Genomic DNA, 15,336 nt, shown 5'->3' with positions numbered 1-15,336 from the left:
TCGTTCGAGGTGAACGACTGAGGGCCGTGGAGCCGACCGGCCTCAGCAACAGAGGGTTTTCCCATCTCTGCCCGCATGCACGCAGCGCGCCAGCGGGCGGGTGCGGTCATCGCGACGTGGATTATGGCTTCGGAGCGGTGGGAGTGGGTCTCGTAGTCGCGGGCGAGACGGCGGTGGTGTATCAGCCAGCCGAAGGTCCGCTCGACCACCCAACGTCGGGGGATCACCTTGAACCCTTTGACGCCGGGGTCGCGTTGGACGACCTGACGTCGATGCCGAGGCGGGCGCCGTGGTCGATGGCTTTGGTGCGATAGCCGGTGTCGGTCCACGCCTTGGTCACTTGAGGACTGGTGGCGGAGATCTGGGAGAGCAGGTGGATGCCGCCGGCGTTGTCGGAGACGCTGGCAGCAGTCACCCAGACGGCCAGCAGCAGGCCGAGGGTGTCGACGCCGATGTGGCGCTTGCGACCTGCGATCTTCTTCCCTGCATCAATACCTTGGTCGGCTGTGGGGACGTTGGCGGAGGTCTTGACGCTCTGAGCGTCCAGCACGCAGGCGCTCGGCTCGGCGTTGCGGCCTTCGGCTTCCCGGAGTAGGCGCCGCAGCAGGCCGTTGAGCTGGTCGAAGATGCCTTCCTTCTGCCAGGCGGTGAAGTAGCCGTAGACCGTCTCCCACGGCGGGAAGTCGTGCGGCAGGTACCGCCAGGGGATCCCGGTGCGGTCGACGTAGAGGATGGCGTCCATGATGCGGCGCAGGTCGTGCTCGGGCGGGCGGCCGATGTCCAGGCCCTTGCCTCTGCGCTCGGCCCGCCAGGCGGTGAGGGTGGGACCGATCAACTCCCAGCGAGTGTCGGAGAGGTCGCTGGGATACGGGCGGTGCTGCGTCATGTTTCGGTAGTACCGTCGGGCACGACGCACCTGCAGGGCGCAAACAGCTTCAGCCGGGGGCGCTTTGGGATCGGACAGGAGCGACTCGACTCAAACGGGCAGAGCTATGGAGTCTCCTGTCGCACAGCTCGCGTTGACCACTCTCGCCTCAGCAGCCGTAGATCCGCTCGTCCCCCGAAACGCCACCAAACAGCCTCGCCGGGACAAAACGCTCTTTGAGAGGTCGTTTTCACCTGTGATGTGTGCTTTGCCCTGGGCTTTTTGACGAAGGGTCGCTATCCCGGCGGGCCTGGTGTGGTGCATGTGGCGGATGCGCCGGATGGGGTGACGGCTGGGACGGAGTGTGGCTTGCACCCGTCTCATCCCAAGACGCCGGTCGTATGGGACGTGCTCCCGCCGCTCGCGGTAAGCGCCTGGGCGCACGCCCCTGGCCGGCGGTACGTCCAAGTCATGGCTGAACGACGTCCGTATCCGAGTGATCTGTCAGATGCCCGCTGGGAGTTGATCGAGCCGGTGCTGAGCGCCTGGCGGGCCGAGCGGCGCCGGCATGCGCTGAACATCGGACGCCCGCCCGAGCACGATCTGCGTGAGATCATGAACGCGATCCTGTACGTGGACCGCACCGGGGTGCAGTGGCGCTACCTGCCGCACGACTTCCCACCCTGGGAAACCGTGTACGGCTACTTCGCCAAGTGGCAGAAGGCGGGTGTGTTCGCCCAGCTCACCGGCGTACTGCGCAGGCTGTTACGGCAGCAGGAGGGCAAGCGTGCGGAGCCGTCCGCGTGCGTCATCGACGCGCAGAGCGTGAAGACCTCCACCAGCGTCCCGGCCGCCGGACAGGGCACGGACGCGGCGAAGAAGATCGTGGGCCGCAAGCGGAGCATCGTCACCGACACCCTCGGATTGCTGCTCGCGGTGCTGGTCACGGCCGCGAGCGTGCAGGACTCCGCAGCCGGAACTCACCTGATCGACCAGGTCGCCGCCGAACACCCCGGCATCCGCAAAGTCTGGGTCGACGGCGGCTACCGCCAGCACCTCGTCGAGCACGCCGCCACCCTCGGCATCGACATGGAAATCGTCCAACGCACCCCCGGGACCAGGGGCTTCACTCCGCTGCCCAAACGCTGGACCGTGGAGCGGACCTACGGATGGCTGATGTTCCACCGCCGTTTGGCCCGCGACTACGAGACCCTCCCGGCCCGCTCGGAAGCCATGATCCACCTCGCCATGACCGACCTGATGGCCCGCCGCCTCACCGGCGAAGCCACCATCTCCTGGCGCGACCCGACGTCCCGGGATCAAACACCAATTCCGGGATGAAACATCGGGAGGAAACGACCTCTGAGACGGCACCTTGTGGCTGGGCTCCGCCCTCCTCTTGACCTGTGGCTCTTCCTCAGCTGAGCGGCTTGCCAGTAGAACTTCGACACGGATTCGACACACAGCGTCCTGGCCGATCTGTACGGTGCGAACGACACACACGCTAGGGACTAACTCTTGGGGGCGGGCATGACGGAGTATCTGTCAGAGGTTGATCCGCGATGGGCTGAGCACTCTGGCGAAGAGGGGCACTACGGTGCCCCGGAATGGGGTCCGGAGGACTTGGAGCGCGCCGCAACCTTCTCGGCTGAACTCGCGCTGCAGGCCCGTCAAGTGTTCGAGCACCTGCTGCGCAACCCTGGCCGGAGGATCCACTGCACGGAGCTGGTGGACAAGGCCCTGGGCGGGCCGAACGAGAGTGACCCGGCGCGGCGCGTGGCAGGGGTGCTGTCCGGGATGAGCAAGGCACACAGCAACAGCGAGCGGCGGCTTCCGTTCTACTGGTGGGAGGCTTCTGAGGGGAGCGCGGGCGCAACGTACGCGGTCCGCCCCTCGGTGGCAGCGGTGTTCCTGGCCGCTCAGCTCGGCGCTGTGTGATCTGCACAGCCACAACTGATCCGCGCGGCCGCGACCTGCGGCCGCCTTATCGATCAACGCTCTGACCTGCTGCTGAGCTGTCGGTAGTTGTCGACGTTGGTCACCATTGAGTGCCCTTCCACGGCCCCAGGGCGGCCCCGGAGGGCGCTCGTGTATGAGCACCGCTTTAGGAGTTCGATCCCATCCCTTCAGCGGTCGGCTGGCGCAGGGCTTGAGCTAACGCCTATGGCCGTCCGAAGTCGCTCGAGTCCAGTGCCGTTGATGTCAGCCATGGATGTCAGGAGACCCCGCCTGGTTCAGCTACGGGCGACGGTAGGCGGCACGGTCTGTCCCGGGCCCGGAGGACTCGTGGTTAGGTGGTCCGCTCCGGACGGCCCAGCTACCGCTCCCACTGTGGCGGTTGCAATGACGATCCCGTCTGACTGCCGGCGACGGCTGCGGCGAGTGCCAGTAGGGCTTCGACCTGTGCGGCCTTGGCACGGTCTTCATACGAGGACAGCTTTCCGAGCTTCATCGATGCCAATAGATCGCTCGCGGCTTGGCAGTGTTCTTCGTAGCTGGCCATGCGTCAGCTCCCCAGTGAATTATGTTGGTCACGGGAGCGGAAACCGTACTACGGCGACCGTCGAGCCTGATTCCCTCCGCAGTTCTGGCAGCCCGATACCGCTCGGATGGAGCAGTTTTAATGGCCGAGGCAACCCGCCGACCGGGATCGACGCCCCTCGATGCGAACCATGGGCATGGCGGTCAATGAGGTCTGCTGGGCACGTCACACGGTCACTTGGGGCCGCTGGTAGTCGTGAGTGGTTGCGGTGGTTGCTGTACCTCCCTGCTGTACAGCAACCGCACCGACCGCCGCTTTACAAGTTCGATCTCACTCCGGCGTGGTCGCGGTCCACCGCACCCATAGGGGCCGCACGTGGCTGCTGGATGTTGCCGCTGTCTGTGGTCGTTGATGTCAACGTTCTCTGGAACTGCGGCTTAGCTCGCGAAGCCGCGACCTGCAGGAGTGGCCGGATGCTAAGCAGGCCACCGAGACTTTCGTTTGGGCGACCTTCCGCTTTTCAGGCGAGTTGATCGTACGAAGTTCACCGACGCTCTACCTCGACGGCTAAAAGGCGCCAACGAACTTGAAGTCCTGGTTGACGAAAATGTGGTGCGGCCATTGCGTGCCGATGTTGTGGACCTCGTACTCGCCGTTGCTCAGTTTCACAACACGGTCGACGACGCCCCCCGAGTAGGCGGACGTCAGCGAAGCTTCCGTCGCCTTAGTCGCTGCCGTTCCGATGACGAGCGTTCCATCCCCCTCTGTGTAGTTCGCGGGGATCTGACCGACTTTCTTGTCTACGGCCGGTGAACCCTGTTTGAAGGGGATCGCCGAGGAAGTTGCAGATACGCCGCCAGTCGGTTGCACGGTCACCTGCGTGGCCGTGATGGTCGAACTGCTGGCCCACCCAATGACGAGGACGGGTTCGCCTTTTGTAACGGCACTCGCCGAGGCCGAGCTCGTCCCCTTCTGGAACGTCGTGGAGGACGCCTCGTCGACGGTCACCTTTTGACCCGTTGCTGTCGACAGTGTGAAGGTCGCCTTGGACGTGCTGGCGACTGTGCCAGCTACTCCCCCTGGGGCCGGTCCAGACCGAGCGTTGGATCCTCCGCCGGCGGCTCCGGGACCGCCAGGGAAGCCGCTCCCTCCAGGCCTGGGGTGCCCTGCTGCTGAGGCGGACCCGGTCGTTGCCGAGGGGGACCCGGCCGTTGCCGGGGGGGACGTGGCGCAACCGGCGGAAAGTCCGATCACCGCACACATGAGCGCAGCGGCCCCGATCCCTCCACTTCTTGTGCTCGTCAGCGATCGCCGTACGGCGCCGCCTGAACTCCCAGCGACCGAGGGCCCTGACGTCGCGCTCGTCTCATGGGGGGTTGTGGGGTCGTAAGCGTTCATGATGGCGTTTCTCCCAGTCAGGCAGTGTCCACGCCGACGGTGTCAGCCGCCCCTGAGAGGAACCTTTGGGCCACGTGTGAAAACGGTGTTGGCGGCCGGTGACCATTCAGAAGTAGGCGTGCTTCCGCGGTCGTCCGGCGGTGATCATCGACAGGCTGATTACGCCGTGGACGCTGTGCCCCGAGACAAGCGACGTCCGGACTGCACAGGAGTGGCTGGCCTCCTGGACGCAGGTGCCAGGCCTTGAGGGGCTGGTGATCCGCGGGCGGGACCAGCGGTACCTCCCGGGCGTTCGGGGTTGGTACAAGATCCGCCGCAGGAACACGACCGAGGGCATCGTCGGGGCGATCACCGGCACCCTGCCCCGCCCGCAAAGCCTCTTGATGGGCCGCTACGACCAGGACGGAGCCTTGCATCTGGTCGCCCGTAGCACCCAGTTGTCCCCTGAGTCGGCCCGGCGTGTCGCCGGCAGGCTCACCGCTGCCGGGCCTGGGCACACGTGGGAGGGTGTGCGATTCACCACGTCCTGGGCGTCCCGGACACCACTCGACGTCGTCCTCGTCGAGCCAGCGCTGGTCGCGGAGATCGACGTGGACACTGCCCAGGACAGGGGAGCCTGGGCGGCATCCGGTGCGGTTCATCCGCCTCCGTGGGGACATGGCGCCACAGGACGTTGCTGCCTTCGGCGAGGGGGCCGTGCCGGCCGCCGGGTGACCGCACGGTCGGAGCTGCCCCTGTGCATCTCGAAGCAGCTTCGGGACGAGAGCGACCTTGGCTCGCGGTTACCTCTCCGCCCTGCCTGAACGGCCTGACGGTGCCCGGAGAACTTCTCCGCGTATTCACCGCAGCCACCCGCAGGAAACCGGTGACAGCCGGACAGCGCCGGACTCCCACCGCGACCACCAGGAGCGGTCCGGCGCTCTTCTGCGTAGACCTGCACCCACCCTGACCAGCAAAAAGCCCTCCCCGAAGGGAGGGCAGAAACGTGCGCCCCCGGCAGGACTCGAACCTGCGGCCAAGCGCTTAGAAGGCGCTTTGTGCGTTTGCCCATAACAGGGCTCTGACCTGGGCAGTCGCTCGGCCCGATGGCGGCTTGCCTGCCGACTTCGACACGCATTCGACTCGCCTTCGTGAGACCCGCAGACGGCTCTCAGTAGCCGGTCTACTGATGGCCCCTTCCGCTGACCAGCGGATCCGACGAAGCCCACGGCTCTGACCAGCTCAGATGCCGTGGGCTTCTGTCGTTGTTGGTCGGCGTCGAGTGATCTCGAACGGCCCAGAGACGGCCCAGCCTGCACCATCACGCCGACCTGCCCGGGGGGCTGTTGCGATCATCGGCGGCGTCCTGTCATAGTTCCTGCAGGCAGCACAAGTGCGCCTAAACTCATCACCCTTCGCGGATGCGGAGGGTTTTTGCATGTCTGGAGGGCTATGACCACCAGGGCAAGCGACGAGATCTTTAACGTTCGTCCACGACAGTTGATCAACACTGTCGAGGTAGCTCGTCGGTGTGGTGTGCAGCACCTAACCGTGTTGCAGTGGGTTCGTCGAGGGAAGCTAGTACCGGTCCTCACGGACCAACAAGGCCACCTCTTCGCTGACTACCACGTACAGGCGCTGATTGAGCAGCGCAAGCGCCGCGCATCCTCGGCTAGCCAAGAAACGACATGAGTTCGCCGGGTTGGAGCGACCGCGGGCATCTGCTCCATAGCTCGTCTCCAGATGTCATGTATGCAGACACGGACTCGGTTCGACCTGACTGAACCTCTCCGCGACCTGAGGTGTAGGCCATCTTTGGGTGCGCGAATGCCTAGAAGGCGGGGACAGCAAGAAGTCTCCGCCTTTTTGGTTGCCCGAACGTGTTTCGGGCCTCTCCGTGACCCATTCTCATGCACTCGTGATGAGTGGTGACACTTATACGGCTGGAACGAGTTAACCAGCCTCTATATCCCAGGAGCCCTAGGTGCAAATCCTTGGTGGCCTGGCTTCGTTGGGAGCGATTCCTGGAGTTGGATGGGTGTTGCGGTGCATCATCCGCGACATCCTTGACCACAAGCGCAAGCGTGAAACGCTTGCGCTGAAGCGGCAACTACTTCAGCGAATCCCTGACGACCAGGTGGCTTCTGTCCTCTCTGAGCTTGGTGTCGATCAACGCCAAGTATCGGAATAAGTCGGACAGTTTCAAAACCGGAGATCACCTAGGGCGGTGCAGAGCGCCCGGCGTTGCAGTCTTAAAACTGTACGATGGCGCAATGGCTGAAGCTGATGGAGTCCGCGTGACCTTGGCTGCACAGCACCAGGCGCTCCTTGAGGCCCTGGCTGGCTCTCGGCCTGTCCCGGCCGGCCGCCTGCTTGGGTTGCCGGAACTGGACGCCGATGATGTGTGGGTAGACACCGCTGGTGCAGCGGCATTGGTGCGCGTCAATCCCAAGACCATTACCGGCTGGCTGGCGCGTGGAGGGCCGAAGAAGCGACCGTTCCCGTCACCGCATCGGCTGCTGTATCGCCTGTACTGGCAGAGAAGCGACATCGAGGAGTGGCTCCGAGGCGGCAGTTCCGAGCACCGTAGTTGACCGGTCGATCGGGTACGCAAGCGGAATAGGGCAAGAACACCCCCTCTTGCCGTGCGGCAGCCCTGGGCGGAAACGCGCATGCTCGAGGGGCTCCGACCTGCGGTTTCGCTGCCGATGGCTTGGGCTCGTCTGTCGCTGTCGGTCGCAGTTGGCCGGCCTCGGGGAGCCTCGGCGGACGGCCCAGCGACGGCTCAGGGTCGGCACCAGGACCGCTCTCAGGCCGCCCAAAGAGCGGCGACTTCGACATTTAGGCCGCTGCCCAGAGCATCCGGCCCCGCCTGGTTGGACTGCCCCACTGCAACTACTGGGCAACCTGGCGAGCAGTACCGGGAATGACGATCACCTCGGCACGCGTTTCCGTCATACGCAGGCGTGGTACGACCGTGGTACGGTCCCCGCGTGCGGGTCGACGAGCTGATCTGGGACGACTGGAACGAGCAGCACATAGCCGGACACAGCGTGACTGCCGACGAGGTTGAGGAGGCCTGCCAGACGAAACCCCTTCAAGCGCGGCGTGTACGCGATGACAAATATGCAGTGCTTGGAATAACGCACAGCGGCCGATACCTCATAGTCATTCTAGCCCCTAGAGGTAGGAATTCGTACTACGTCGTGACGGCCCGAGACATGGACGCAAGGGAGCGCGCAACTTTCAGGAAGGCGGGAAAATGAGTGATCAGGAAATGCAGCCACAGGCGGAAAGCCCTCAAGATCTTGAGAGGCTGGCACAACTGTTCGAGTCGACCAGTCTAGCTGATATAGACAGCGAAGAAGTGCCGATCGAACCTTCACGCATGCCGATGGTGTCTCGTTCCATCCGAATGGAACAGTCCACAATGTCTGAGATCCGCAAGGTAGCGTCCAGGTGCGGCATTCCGGTAACCCAGTTGATGCGTCAATGGGTGCAGCAGGGACTCGAAAAAGCCAAAGCCGACGAATCTTCGACACCGACCCAAGATACCGGGCCCGTGGTTATCACTTCCGCGCCAAATGAAACGACTTCCGTCTCATTTGAGCGACTCAGGTCGTTGAGCCACTCAGTAAGGGCGCGATACGCGTTGAATTCGGGACACGACCTACTCACCGCTGACACGCAAGCACGGAACGCGAAGCTTAGCAGGCTAGTACACCGGCACGCGGAAAGTCGCTAGACAGAATGGATCAACATGTCTGCCCGGGATGACCTGGACTACTCGCTGGTGACGCTGGTCAACCTACTCAATGCCTCCAAAGAAGACATCGGAGGCCCTTGGTTGGTATTGACCACTGGCGGGCTGGTTATCAGCGGCCAACTAATTCCCAACTGGCTGTGGTTTGAGACTTACGAGAAAGAGCTAGAGACTCCTTCGGATGAAAATCCTTGGGCCTACTTCTTCTCTTCTTTCAAAGACACCCTGAAAGAAGAGAAGGAAGAGCAGGATAAAGCCGAGGCTGCGGCAGAGTCTCTAGCGCCACGATTTCAGCAGGCTATACTCGAAGCGACCACTACCGGTTTTATTCACCTCAGAAAGGCCAAGGTGTTTCATCCGGGGCAATCTCCCCTGCCCGCCAACGGAATGCTTTGGAGGGGTAGGCTGATTGATATTGCAGGATGGTCGTTCGGTCGGCTAGGCGGAGATGCAGAGGGAAGCGCAAATTAGGTCGGCGGAACGACTTTGGCCTGGAGCTGCTTTGGCGCGAGTGATCATGGCCCCGTAAGCTTCCGGCGCGTCGGGCAGTCTGTGCACCTGCCCGGTAAAGCACGACGTTGGGGCCATGATCTGCGAGGCTCGCGCCAAAGTGGCTGGCTAAAGTCGTGGAGCCGACCGGCCTCAGCCACAGAGGGTTTCCTCTGCTCTGCCCGCTGCACGCAGCGCGCCGCCGGGCGCGGCCAGCCGGGGCGAAGACAGGAGGCAGGCCGCGCCGCAAAGGCGGCGCGCGCCCGCGCCGTGCGCGGGCCTTGATGAACGTAGGGAAAGTCTTACCGCACCATGATCGGTAATCGTCGGATCATGGCCTGTCGGCTCACAGCTCGACTCGGCTACCGTTCCATCCATGCCTTCTGCACTGGACACGCCTCAGGGATCGGCCGAACTCGCCGAGTCCCTGCTACCTCCGCTCGGGAACCGCTGGCTGCACACTCAGGCCGTGGCTGCTCGGGCTCGTGAGGCTGCCGCGGCTGTGTCCGAGGCGGATCGGGATCTCCTCGTCGCTGCCGCGTGGCTGCATGACATCGGCTATGCGCCCGAGCTGCGCGATACGGGGTTCCATCCCCTCGACGGTGCCCGTTACCTCGAATCGCTGGGTGCGCCGGCGCGCCTGGTGCGGCTGGTCGCCCACCACTCCGGGGCCGTGTACGAGGCGGAACAGCGGGGGCTGTCGGCCGAGCTGGCCGTCTACGAGCGGGAGGACTCCCCGGTCCTGGACGCCCTGATCTTCGCCGACATGACAACCGGCCCGGCCGGACAGTCGTTCGACTTCGATACCCGGATCGACGAGATCCTGGTCCGCTACGAACCGGGCTCGGAGGTGCACAACGCGATCAGCAAGGCACGGCCCTACCTCCGTGGCGCTGTCGAGCGGACTCGCGACCGCATGCTCCATCAGCCGATGTAGGGCTCTGCTCGGTCGGCCAGGCCGTGCTCGATCCGCATGCGCATGGACGGGTGGATGTTCAACTCGTCCAGCTTGCTCGGGTCGACGAAGGCGACTTCCTTGCTCTCGCTGCTCGTCCGCAGCTCGCCGCCGATGATGCGGGCGTGGAAGCAAATGGAGAACTGCTGGCGGACCTCGCCGTCGTCGTACGCCATGACGTGCCCGGGGTTGGTGTAGATGCCGACGAGGCCGGTCACCTCCACATCGAAGCCGGTCTCTTCCTTCGTCTCGCGTACGGCTGCGTCGGGGGCCGACTCGCCCAGGTCGACGCCGCCGCCGGGCAGGGCCCAGAGGTCATTGTCGGTCTTGTGGATCAGCAGGACCTTTCCGGCCTCGTTGCGGGCAACGGCGGTCACGGACGGGACGAGGCTGTTCGCCTTCGGGGCGTTGGGATCGTTGAAGTAGTCGACACGGGCCATGTGTTCAGCGTTGCACGTCCCGGGCCTGCTATGCCGTCCGGCCCTGCTCCCATGCGTAGTCGAAGCTCCGCATGTAGTGCCGGAAGGTCCGCGCTCCGGGGAGGTACCGGAAGTGCATCACCGGGTTCTGCCCGGCGGGAGCTCCCAGTACATGCGGGTTCACCAAAACGTCCTCGTCGAACCTGTATATGGAGTTGTAGAGGATCGTGTCGTGCAGCCGGACTTCGACGCCTGGAGTCGACATGGCGGGCTCGAGGTAGCGGCGGGTGATCCGGGCGCGTGCGGCCAGGTCGTTGCCGATGCCTTCCTCTTCGCCGCGCTGGCGGACTGCTTCGGAGTCGGGGTCGCCGAGAAGGATGCGGACCTGGGCGCCGGCCTTCGCCTTCTCGGCCAGCTGGTCGGGCAGGTCGGGGTGGTTATCGAAGAGGAACAGTCCGGCGTAGACGAGGATGTCGACCTGGTCTTTCGCCTTCTCGATGAGGGACGACCAGAGCGGAGCTGGAACCGCGCCGCGGTGCGGGTAGTAGGTGATCAGTTCGGAGGTGCTGGCCTTTTCCGCCTGCTGCTCCACTGACGGCCAGAGGTAGACTTCGTCGGCTCCCAGGAAGCTCGCCGCCTTCCAGCGGTGCCCACGGTGCGGGGTGCGGTTGGTGGTGATCCACCGCTCGACGCTCTTGGGGTCCACTCCGACGTGTTCGGCAACGGACTGGATCGTCTCGCCCTTCGCTGAAATCGCCGCGCGCAGACGCTCGTTCGCCATGAACGTGCCCTTCCTCGGGACGCTGAGGACGTTTTGACGATACCTCAGACGTCCCTAAACGTCCATGGGGACGGTGATGCGTCCACCCACTCTCACGGTCTCCTGGCTTCACCGACGGTACGTCGGCCAACGACTCAGTCAGCCAGGAGACAAGATGATGCGTCAGATCCCCGTGGACACCACCGCCGCGACCGTGATGGTCGCCAAGACCCCTCAGCCCAAGGTCCGCGACCGCCGTACCGGCGAGATCGCCACGGACACCGAGACCGGCGCGAAGCTGATGACCGTCGATGTGATGTTCGCGGCGAACGACGAGGTCGAGATCCTGTCCATCACCGTCCCGGAGACCGGCATCTCCGGTGACCTGGCCATGGGCACGCCCGTCGCCCTCACGGGTCTGATCGCCCGGCCGTGGGAGAACGAGTTCAACGGCCAGAAGCGGCACGGGATCGCCTTCCGCGCGGTCGCCGTCACCTCGCTGGCCGCCACCGGCTCGGCGTCCAAGGCGGCCTGATCATGACGTGGTTCATGGTCGCTGTGGTTGTGGTCGTCGCCGCTGCGGGTCTCCTGCGGTGGCGGCGCCCCGCCTGGTACTGGCTGACCTTCGGGGTCACCCTCGCCACGCTGCGGGTCCTGATCCGCTACGCCTCGGTCATGGACGCCTGCGGCCTGACCGTCCCGCCCTCCCGCTGGCGCTTGGCCCTGGCCCGGATGACCAACCGCCCGGTGCCGGAATCCCGCCCGCCGCGCATCCTGCGGTTCCGACCGACCCGGACCGGCCTGGTGCTGCGGCTGAAGCTGCGGCCTGGACAGGACGCCTTCGACGTCTCGGCCGCCACGGACCGGCTGCGCCACTCCTTCGCGATGTACGGCGTGACCTCCCGCGAGGTGCGCTCGGGTGTGGTCGAGGTGCGGATGACCGGCTACGACGTGCTCAAGCGAGTGCAGATGCCGACCAAGGTCGACCGTGCGCCGATGCGGATCCCGGTCGCGCTGCGGGAGGACGGCTCGGTCCACTACCGCGACTACCGGGCCGTCCCCCACGGCCTGACTCTGGGTGCCACGGAGTCCGGCAAGTCCGTCTACCAGCGCAACCTGGTAGCCGGGCTGGCCCCGCACCACGTGGCCCTGGTCGGGATCGACTGCAAGCAAGGGGTCGAGCTGTTCCCGCTGGCCCGCCGCTTCTCCGCACTGGCCGACAACCCGGACACCGCGCTGGAGGTGCTCGAAGCTCTGGTCGCGCACATGGAGGAGGTGTACCAGCTCATACGGGCCGAGCAGCGCATCAGCGTGGCCGTGCCGGATGCGGAGATCGCCGCCGACATCTGGGACCTGGCCGAGGACCTGCGCCCGATTCCGGTCGTGGTCCTGGTCGACGAGGTCGCCGAGCTGTCCCTGTTCACCACGAAGGAGGAGGAGAAGCGCAGGGACCGGATCATCACCGCCCTGGTTCGGCTCGCTCAGCTCGGCCGCGCGGCCGGCATCTACCTGGAGATCTGCGGGCAGCGCTTCGGCTCCGAACTCGGTAAGGGCATCACCATGCTCCGCGCGCAGCTCACCGGCCGCACCGCCCACCGCGTCAACGACGAGACCTCGGCCAACATGGCCTTCGGGGACATCTCCCCGGACGCTGTCCTGGCCGCTATCCAGATCCCGGCTGAGATGCGCGGGGTGGCCATCGCGGGTGATTCCACCGGTGGCTGGCACCGCATCCGCGCCCCGCACACCTCGCTGCGGCAGGCCGTGAACATCTGCAACAAGTACGCCGACCGCACGCCCGACCTGCCCGCGCTGGCGGCCTACAGGCCCGCGGTTGCCTTGCTGCCCTCGGCCCGGGTGCCGCTGACCAAGACAGCCCCCGCGACGGCCTGACCCTCCCCTCCCCATGGTCGGCGCGACCGCTTCGCGCCAGGTCCCTACCCCCGCCATGTCTGACGAAGGGAGAGCCCCGCTATGTGCCCTCACCGCGAGGACTTCGCCCGCACGGTGTTCCTGCTCCTCCAGCTCGGCCACTACGCCCACACGACCGGCGCTGACCAGAGCTTCATCGAGGCCATCGGCCCGTCGCTGGCCGCTTCGCTGCCCGAGCCGCCGCCCGGAATGTTCCCGCCCGGCTACGACCCCAACGACGGCCCCGCCTACCCCGGCGAGGACTCCTGATGGCCCGCCCCGCCCTGCGCGTCGACGCCGTCCTGGTCCAGGCCGTCATCGCCGGGGCCTTGTCCTTCGCCCACCTGCACGACCTGGCCGCCGCTGCCGGGCAGAGCGGGTGGAAGGCCTGGGCTTACCCGATCAGTGTCGACCTGCTCCTGGTCGCCGCCTGGCGACGGCTCCGCTCGGACGGTCCGTCCCGGCTGGCCTGGTGCTGGTTCCTGATCGCCCTGTTCGCCTCCCTCGGCGCCAACGTCGCCACCGCCGGATTCCTCGACCTGGCCAACCCGCCCGCCTTGCTCCGCCTCGGCGTCGCCGGATGGCCTGCGCTGGCCTTCCTCGGCGGCACCCTCCTCGCCCACTCAGCGGCCACGGACCGGGAGACGGTTCCGCCGGCACCCGCCGCCGAGCCGGAACCCGTCCCTGACGCACCGACCCGCGAGGCGGGAACGGACATGTCCCCGGAGGCAGAGATCGAAGAGACCCCCGCGCTGCCCGCTGCCGCTCCGCCTCCGCCCGCCGCACCGGCCGTGCCGGTCCCGGCCGCCTTGGTCGAGCACGCCCGGAAGGTCGCCGCCGACCACGAAGCACGCACCGGAGCCCGGATCGACACCGACACCCTCCGCGCACGCCTCGGCGTCCCGCCCCAGCTGGCCGACGCCATCGCCACTCAAATCGCCTGACCCGAAAGGAGAACCGCCGCGATGCCTGCCCGCGACCACTTCCACTCCGTCATGAGCATCGGCCCGGTGCAGATCGGCACCCACCGCGACCGCAACGGCCGGACCAAGCACGCCGCCGTGTGCACCGCGGACCGCTGCGGCTGGTCCGCCGACTACTCAAGCCAGTCCGCCGCTCAGCTCGCCGCCCGCACCCACCGCTGCCGCGTCCGTTAGGAGGCCCCGTGCAGGTTCCGCTCTGGCTCGCGCTGCTCGTCGTCGGATGGCTCGGCGTCAAGCTCATCCGCCCGCCCTGGTGGCTCATCGCCGTGCTCCTGCTCGGCGGCTTCCTCCTCGCCGACAGCGTCCTGGCCCCCGCCATCAACGCGCTCATCAAGTAGCCCACCCGGAAGGGAGAACCCCTGATGTTCCGCCCGAAGATTCCGACCAATCCCACGCCGACCGGCCAGGTGACCCCGCTCGCCGTGGTCGAGCCGACCGCCGTCGTCCCGGCTGCCCAGACCCCTCCGCCCGCCCCGGCGGCTCCGGTGCCGTCCCGGCCCACGGTCCAGCTCACCCCCGGCGCCGCGCTCGCCCTCGTCGGCGGCGGCACCGCCGTGGTCCTGGTCGTCGGCGCAGTCCTGGTCTCCATGCTCCTCGCGGTCGCCATCACCGGCGCCTCGGTCGCCATCTGCGCCCTGGTGATCCGCTCGCTCATCAACGCCGACGCCAAGCACCGCTGACCGGCCCCCGGGGCGGCCGTCAACCGCCAAGTCTCCGCCGCCCCGGAAGCCGCGCCCCCAACCGATCTCGCAACCGGAAGGAACACCCAGCATGACCGACCGCGCCACACCCTCGCCCCGCATCTGCCCGAACTGCGACGGCTTCGCCTCCGTCGCCATCACCGTCGGCGGCCGCGACCGCCGCGGGCACCTGCGCACCATCACGGCCGACTGCCCGGCCTGCCAGGGCACCGGCACCGCTCCCGCCCGCCGTGACCGGGAGGGTGCCCGTGCCTGACCTGCTGCTGAACCCGACCACCCTTGGCGACCTGCTGAGGGTGGCTTCGGCCCCTGACTACGCCCGCTGGGAAGAGCAGATCCGCCGCACTGGTGGCTGCGCCGACCCCATCCACCTGCGCGGCTGGGTCCTCCACAAAGACAAGGTCACCGGCGAGACCCTGCACCACTACAGCACCGAGAACGAGCCCGGCGGACGTCTCCGCGTGGCCTGCGGCAACCGCCGGGCCTCCCGCTGCCCGGCCTGCGCCTGGACGTACGCGGGCGACACCTACCACCTGATCCGCGCGGGCCTCGCGGGTGACGACCGCCGCGACATCCCCGCCACCGTCCGCGACCACCCTCGCGTCTTCGCCACCCTCACCGCCCCCTCCTT

Annotated in this window: 18 protein-coding genes, 1 tRNA gene and 2 pseudogenes; 15 read left to right on the top strand and 6 right to left on the bottom strand. The window is 66.4% G+C overall.

What is annotated here, in order from left to right; genetic code table 11:
- Positions 1 to 164: 164 nt before the first annotated feature.
- Positions 165 to 886: pseudogene (locus tag ACFYZE_RS16325) on the bottom strand (IS5 family transposase); the annotation flags it as partial.
- 450 nt (positions 887 to 1,336) lie between these two features.
- Here ACFYZE_RS16325 and ACFYZE_RS16320 point away from each other — a divergent pair.
- Together ACFYZE_RS16320 and ACFYZE_RS16315 are read left to right on the top strand one after the other, a co-directional pair.
- A complete protein-coding gene (locus ACFYZE_RS16320) occupies positions 1,337 to 2,206 on the top strand; it encodes an IS5 family transposase (protein ID WP_388993545.1) in 870 nt (289 codons plus the stop codon).
- Between the two features lie 189 nt (positions 2,207 to 2,395).
- Complete coding sequence (locus ACFYZE_RS16315) at positions 2,396 to 2,803, top strand: DUF6416 domain-containing protein (RefSeq protein WP_388993542.1); 408 nt, start codon at positions 2,396 to 2,398, stop codon at positions 2,801 to 2,803.
- A 379-nt stretch (positions 2,804 to 3,182) separates the two neighbouring features.
- On the opposite strand, the gene ACFYZE_RS16310 is transcribed toward ACFYZE_RS16315, so the two are convergent.
- The 3 genes from ACFYZE_RS16310 to ACFYZE_RS16300 all read right to left on the bottom strand — a co-directional run bounded on the left by ACFYZE_RS16310 (position 3,183) and on the right by ACFYZE_RS16300 (position 5,804).
- Positions 3,183 to 3,368: a hypothetical protein gene (locus ACFYZE_RS16310; protein ID WP_388993539.1), complete on the bottom strand. Its 186-nt coding sequence runs from the start codon at positions 3,366 to 3,368 to the stop codon at positions 3,183 to 3,185.
- A gap of 546 nt (positions 3,369 to 3,914) precedes the next feature.
- Positions 3,915 to 4,355, bottom strand: a complete 441-nt coding sequence (locus tag ACFYZE_RS16305; protein ID WP_388993536.1) for a hypothetical protein — start codon at positions 4,353 to 4,355, stop codon at positions 3,915 to 3,917.
- Between the two features lie 1,378 nt (positions 4,356 to 5,733).
- Positions 5,734 to 5,804: transfer RNA gene (locus tag ACFYZE_RS16300), tRNA-Ser, on the bottom strand.
- A gap of 1,193 nt (positions 5,805 to 6,997) precedes the next feature.
- Between ACFYZE_RS16300 and ACFYZE_RS16295 the strand changes: the two genes are divergently transcribed.
- From ACFYZE_RS16295 to ACFYZE_RS16280, 4 genes are all read left to right on the top strand, one after another.
- Entirely contained in the window at positions 6,998 to 7,318 is a 321-nt protein-coding gene (locus tag ACFYZE_RS16295; RefSeq protein WP_388993533.1) for a helix-turn-helix transcriptional regulator, read from the top strand.
- A 399-nt stretch (positions 7,319 to 7,717) separates the two neighbouring features.
- The gene (locus tag ACFYZE_RS16290; protein WP_388993530.1) at positions 7,718 to 7,990 is read left to right on the top strand and encodes a hypothetical protein; all 273 of its coding nucleotides are present in this window, start codon (positions 7,718 to 7,720) and stop codon (positions 7,988 to 7,990) included.
- 494 nt (positions 7,991 to 8,484) lie between these two features.
- Positions 8,485 to 8,958, top strand: a complete 474-nt coding sequence (locus tag ACFYZE_RS16285; RefSeq protein ID WP_388993527.1) for a hypothetical protein — start codon at positions 8,485 to 8,487, stop codon at positions 8,956 to 8,958.
- A gap of 394 nt (positions 8,959 to 9,352) precedes the next feature.
- On the top strand, positions 9,353 to 9,913 hold the full coding sequence (locus ACFYZE_RS16280) for an HD domain-containing protein (RefSeq protein WP_388993524.1): 561 nt from the start codon (positions 9,353 to 9,355) through the stop codon (positions 9,911 to 9,913).
- On the opposite strand, the gene ACFYZE_RS16275 is transcribed toward ACFYZE_RS16280, so the two are convergent.
- Entirely contained in the window at positions 9,901 to 10,371 is a 471-nt protein-coding gene (locus ACFYZE_RS16275; RefSeq protein WP_388993521.1) for an NUDIX hydrolase, read from the bottom strand. The two genes, ACFYZE_RS16280 and ACFYZE_RS16275, sit on opposite strands and share 13 nt — an antisense overlap.
- Positions 10,372 to 10,399: 28 nt before the next feature.
- Positions 10,400 to 11,131 (bottom strand): XRE family transcriptional regulator, encoded by a 732-nt coding sequence (locus ACFYZE_RS16270; RefSeq protein ID WP_388993517.1) that lies wholly within the window; start codon positions 11,129 to 11,131, stop codon positions 10,400 to 10,402.
- 157 nt (positions 11,132 to 11,288) lie between these two features.
- On the opposite strand from ACFYZE_RS16270, the gene ACFYZE_RS16265 reads away from it, so the two are divergent.
- From ACFYZE_RS16265 to repSA, 9 genes and pseudogenes are all read left to right on the top strand, one after another.
- Complete coding sequence (locus ACFYZE_RS16265) at positions 11,289 to 11,645, top strand: hypothetical protein (RefSeq protein ID WP_388994366.1); 357 nt, start codon at positions 11,289 to 11,291, stop codon at positions 11,643 to 11,645.
- Between the two features lie 2 nt (positions 11,646 to 11,647).
- A complete protein-coding gene (locus ACFYZE_RS16260) occupies positions 11,648 to 13,003 on the top strand; it encodes an FtsK/SpoIIIE domain-containing protein (RefSeq protein ID WP_388993514.1) in 1,356 nt (451 codons plus the stop codon).
- Between the two features lie 81 nt (positions 13,004 to 13,084).
- Positions 13,085 to 13,291, top strand: coding sequence for a hypothetical protein (locus ACFYZE_RS16255; protein WP_388993511.1), 207 nt, complete (start codon positions 13,085 to 13,087; stop codon positions 13,289 to 13,291).
- A complete protein-coding gene (locus ACFYZE_RS16250; RefSeq protein ID WP_388993508.1) occupies positions 13,291 to 13,965 on the top strand; it encodes a DUF2637 domain-containing protein in 675 nt (224 codons plus the stop codon). Before ACFYZE_RS16255 ends, ACFYZE_RS16250 begins: the two co-directional genes overlap by 1 nt.
- Before the next feature lie 21 nt (positions 13,966 to 13,986).
- Positions 13,987 to 14,178: a mobile element transfer protein gene (locus ACFYZE_RS16245; protein WP_388993505.1), complete on the top strand. Its 192-nt coding sequence runs from the start codon at positions 13,987 to 13,989 to the stop codon at positions 14,176 to 14,178.
- Between the two features lie 8 nt (positions 14,179 to 14,186).
- Positions 14,187 to 14,342, top strand: a complete 156-nt coding sequence (locus ACFYZE_RS16240) for a hypothetical protein (RefSeq protein WP_366024575.1) — start codon at positions 14,187 to 14,189, stop codon at positions 14,340 to 14,342.
- A 24-nt stretch (positions 14,343 to 14,366) separates the two neighbouring features.
- On the top strand, positions 14,367 to 14,684 hold the full coding sequence (locus ACFYZE_RS16235) for a SpdD-like protein (RefSeq protein WP_388993502.1): 318 nt from the start codon (positions 14,367 to 14,369) through the stop codon (positions 14,682 to 14,684).
- Between the two features lie 91 nt (positions 14,685 to 14,775).
- Complete coding sequence (locus ACFYZE_RS16230; RefSeq protein WP_388993499.1) at positions 14,776 to 14,961, top strand: hypothetical protein; 186 nt, start codon at positions 14,776 to 14,778, stop codon at positions 14,959 to 14,961.
- Positions 14,954 to 15,336: pseudogene (gene repSA, locus ACFYZE_RS16225) on the top strand (replication initiator protein RepSA); the annotation flags it as partial. The gene ACFYZE_RS16230 and the pseudogene repSA, both read left to right, overlap by 8 nt.

It is taken from the genome of Streptomyces sp. NPDC001796, assembly GCF_042892355.1.
Taxonomy (GTDB): domain Bacteria; phylum Actinomycetota; class Actinomycetes; order Streptomycetales; family Streptomycetaceae; genus Streptomyces.
This window is presented reverse-complemented; position numbering and strand designations above follow the sequence as displayed.

Excerpts from the sequence above, each read along its gene's own strand:
- ACFYZE_RS16320 (WP_388993545.1), top strand. The coding sequence starts at position 1,337 with ATGGCTGAACGACGTCCGTATCCGAGTGATCTGTCAGATGCCCGCTGG.
- ACFYZE_RS16315 (WP_388993542.1), top strand. The coding sequence starts at position 2,396 with ATGACGGAGTATCTGTCAGAGGTTGATCCGCGATGGGCTGAGCACTCT.
- ACFYZE_RS16310 (WP_388993539.1), bottom strand. The coding sequence starts at position 3,368 with ATGGCCAGCTACGAAGAACACTGCCAAGCCGCGAGCGATCTATTGGCA.
- ACFYZE_RS16295 (WP_388993533.1), top strand. The coding sequence starts at position 6,998 with ATGGCTGAAGCTGATGGAGTCCGCGTGACCTTGGCTGCACAGCACCAG.
- ACFYZE_RS16285 (WP_388993527.1), top strand. The coding sequence starts at position 8,485 with ATGTCTGCCCGGGATGACCTGGACTACTCGCTGGTGACGCTGGTCAAC.
- ACFYZE_RS16280 (WP_388993524.1), top strand. The coding sequence starts at position 9,353 with ATGCCTTCTGCACTGGACACGCCTCAGGGATCGGCCGAACTCGCCGAG.
- ACFYZE_RS16275 (WP_388993521.1), bottom strand. The coding sequence starts at position 10,371 with ATGGCCCGTGTCGACTACTTCAACGATCCCAACGCCCCGAAGGCGAAC.
- ACFYZE_RS16270 (WP_388993517.1), bottom strand. The coding sequence starts at position 11,131 with ATGGCGAACGAGCGTCTGCGCGCGGCGATTTCAGCGAAGGGCGAGACG.
- ACFYZE_RS16265 (WP_388994366.1), top strand. The coding sequence starts at position 11,289 with ATGCGTCAGATCCCCGTGGACACCACCGCCGCGACCGTGATGGTCGCC.
- ACFYZE_RS16260 (WP_388993514.1), top strand. The coding sequence starts at position 11,648 with ATGACGTGGTTCATGGTCGCTGTGGTTGTGGTCGTCGCCGCTGCGGGT.
- ACFYZE_RS16255 (WP_388993511.1), top strand. The coding sequence starts at position 13,085 with ATGTGCCCTCACCGCGAGGACTTCGCCCGCACGGTGTTCCTGCTCCTC.
- ACFYZE_RS16250 (WP_388993508.1), top strand. The coding sequence starts at position 13,291 with ATGGCCCGCCCCGCCCTGCGCGTCGACGCCGTCCTGGTCCAGGCCGTC.
- ACFYZE_RS16245 (WP_388993505.1), top strand. The coding sequence starts at position 13,987 with ATGCCTGCCCGCGACCACTTCCACTCCGTCATGAGCATCGGCCCGGTG.
- ACFYZE_RS16235 (WP_388993502.1), top strand. The coding sequence starts at position 14,367 with ATGTTCCGCCCGAAGATTCCGACCAATCCCACGCCGACCGGCCAGGTG.
- ACFYZE_RS16230 (WP_388993499.1), top strand. The coding sequence starts at position 14,776 with ATGACCGACCGCGCCACACCCTCGCCCCGCATCTGCCCGAACTGCGAC.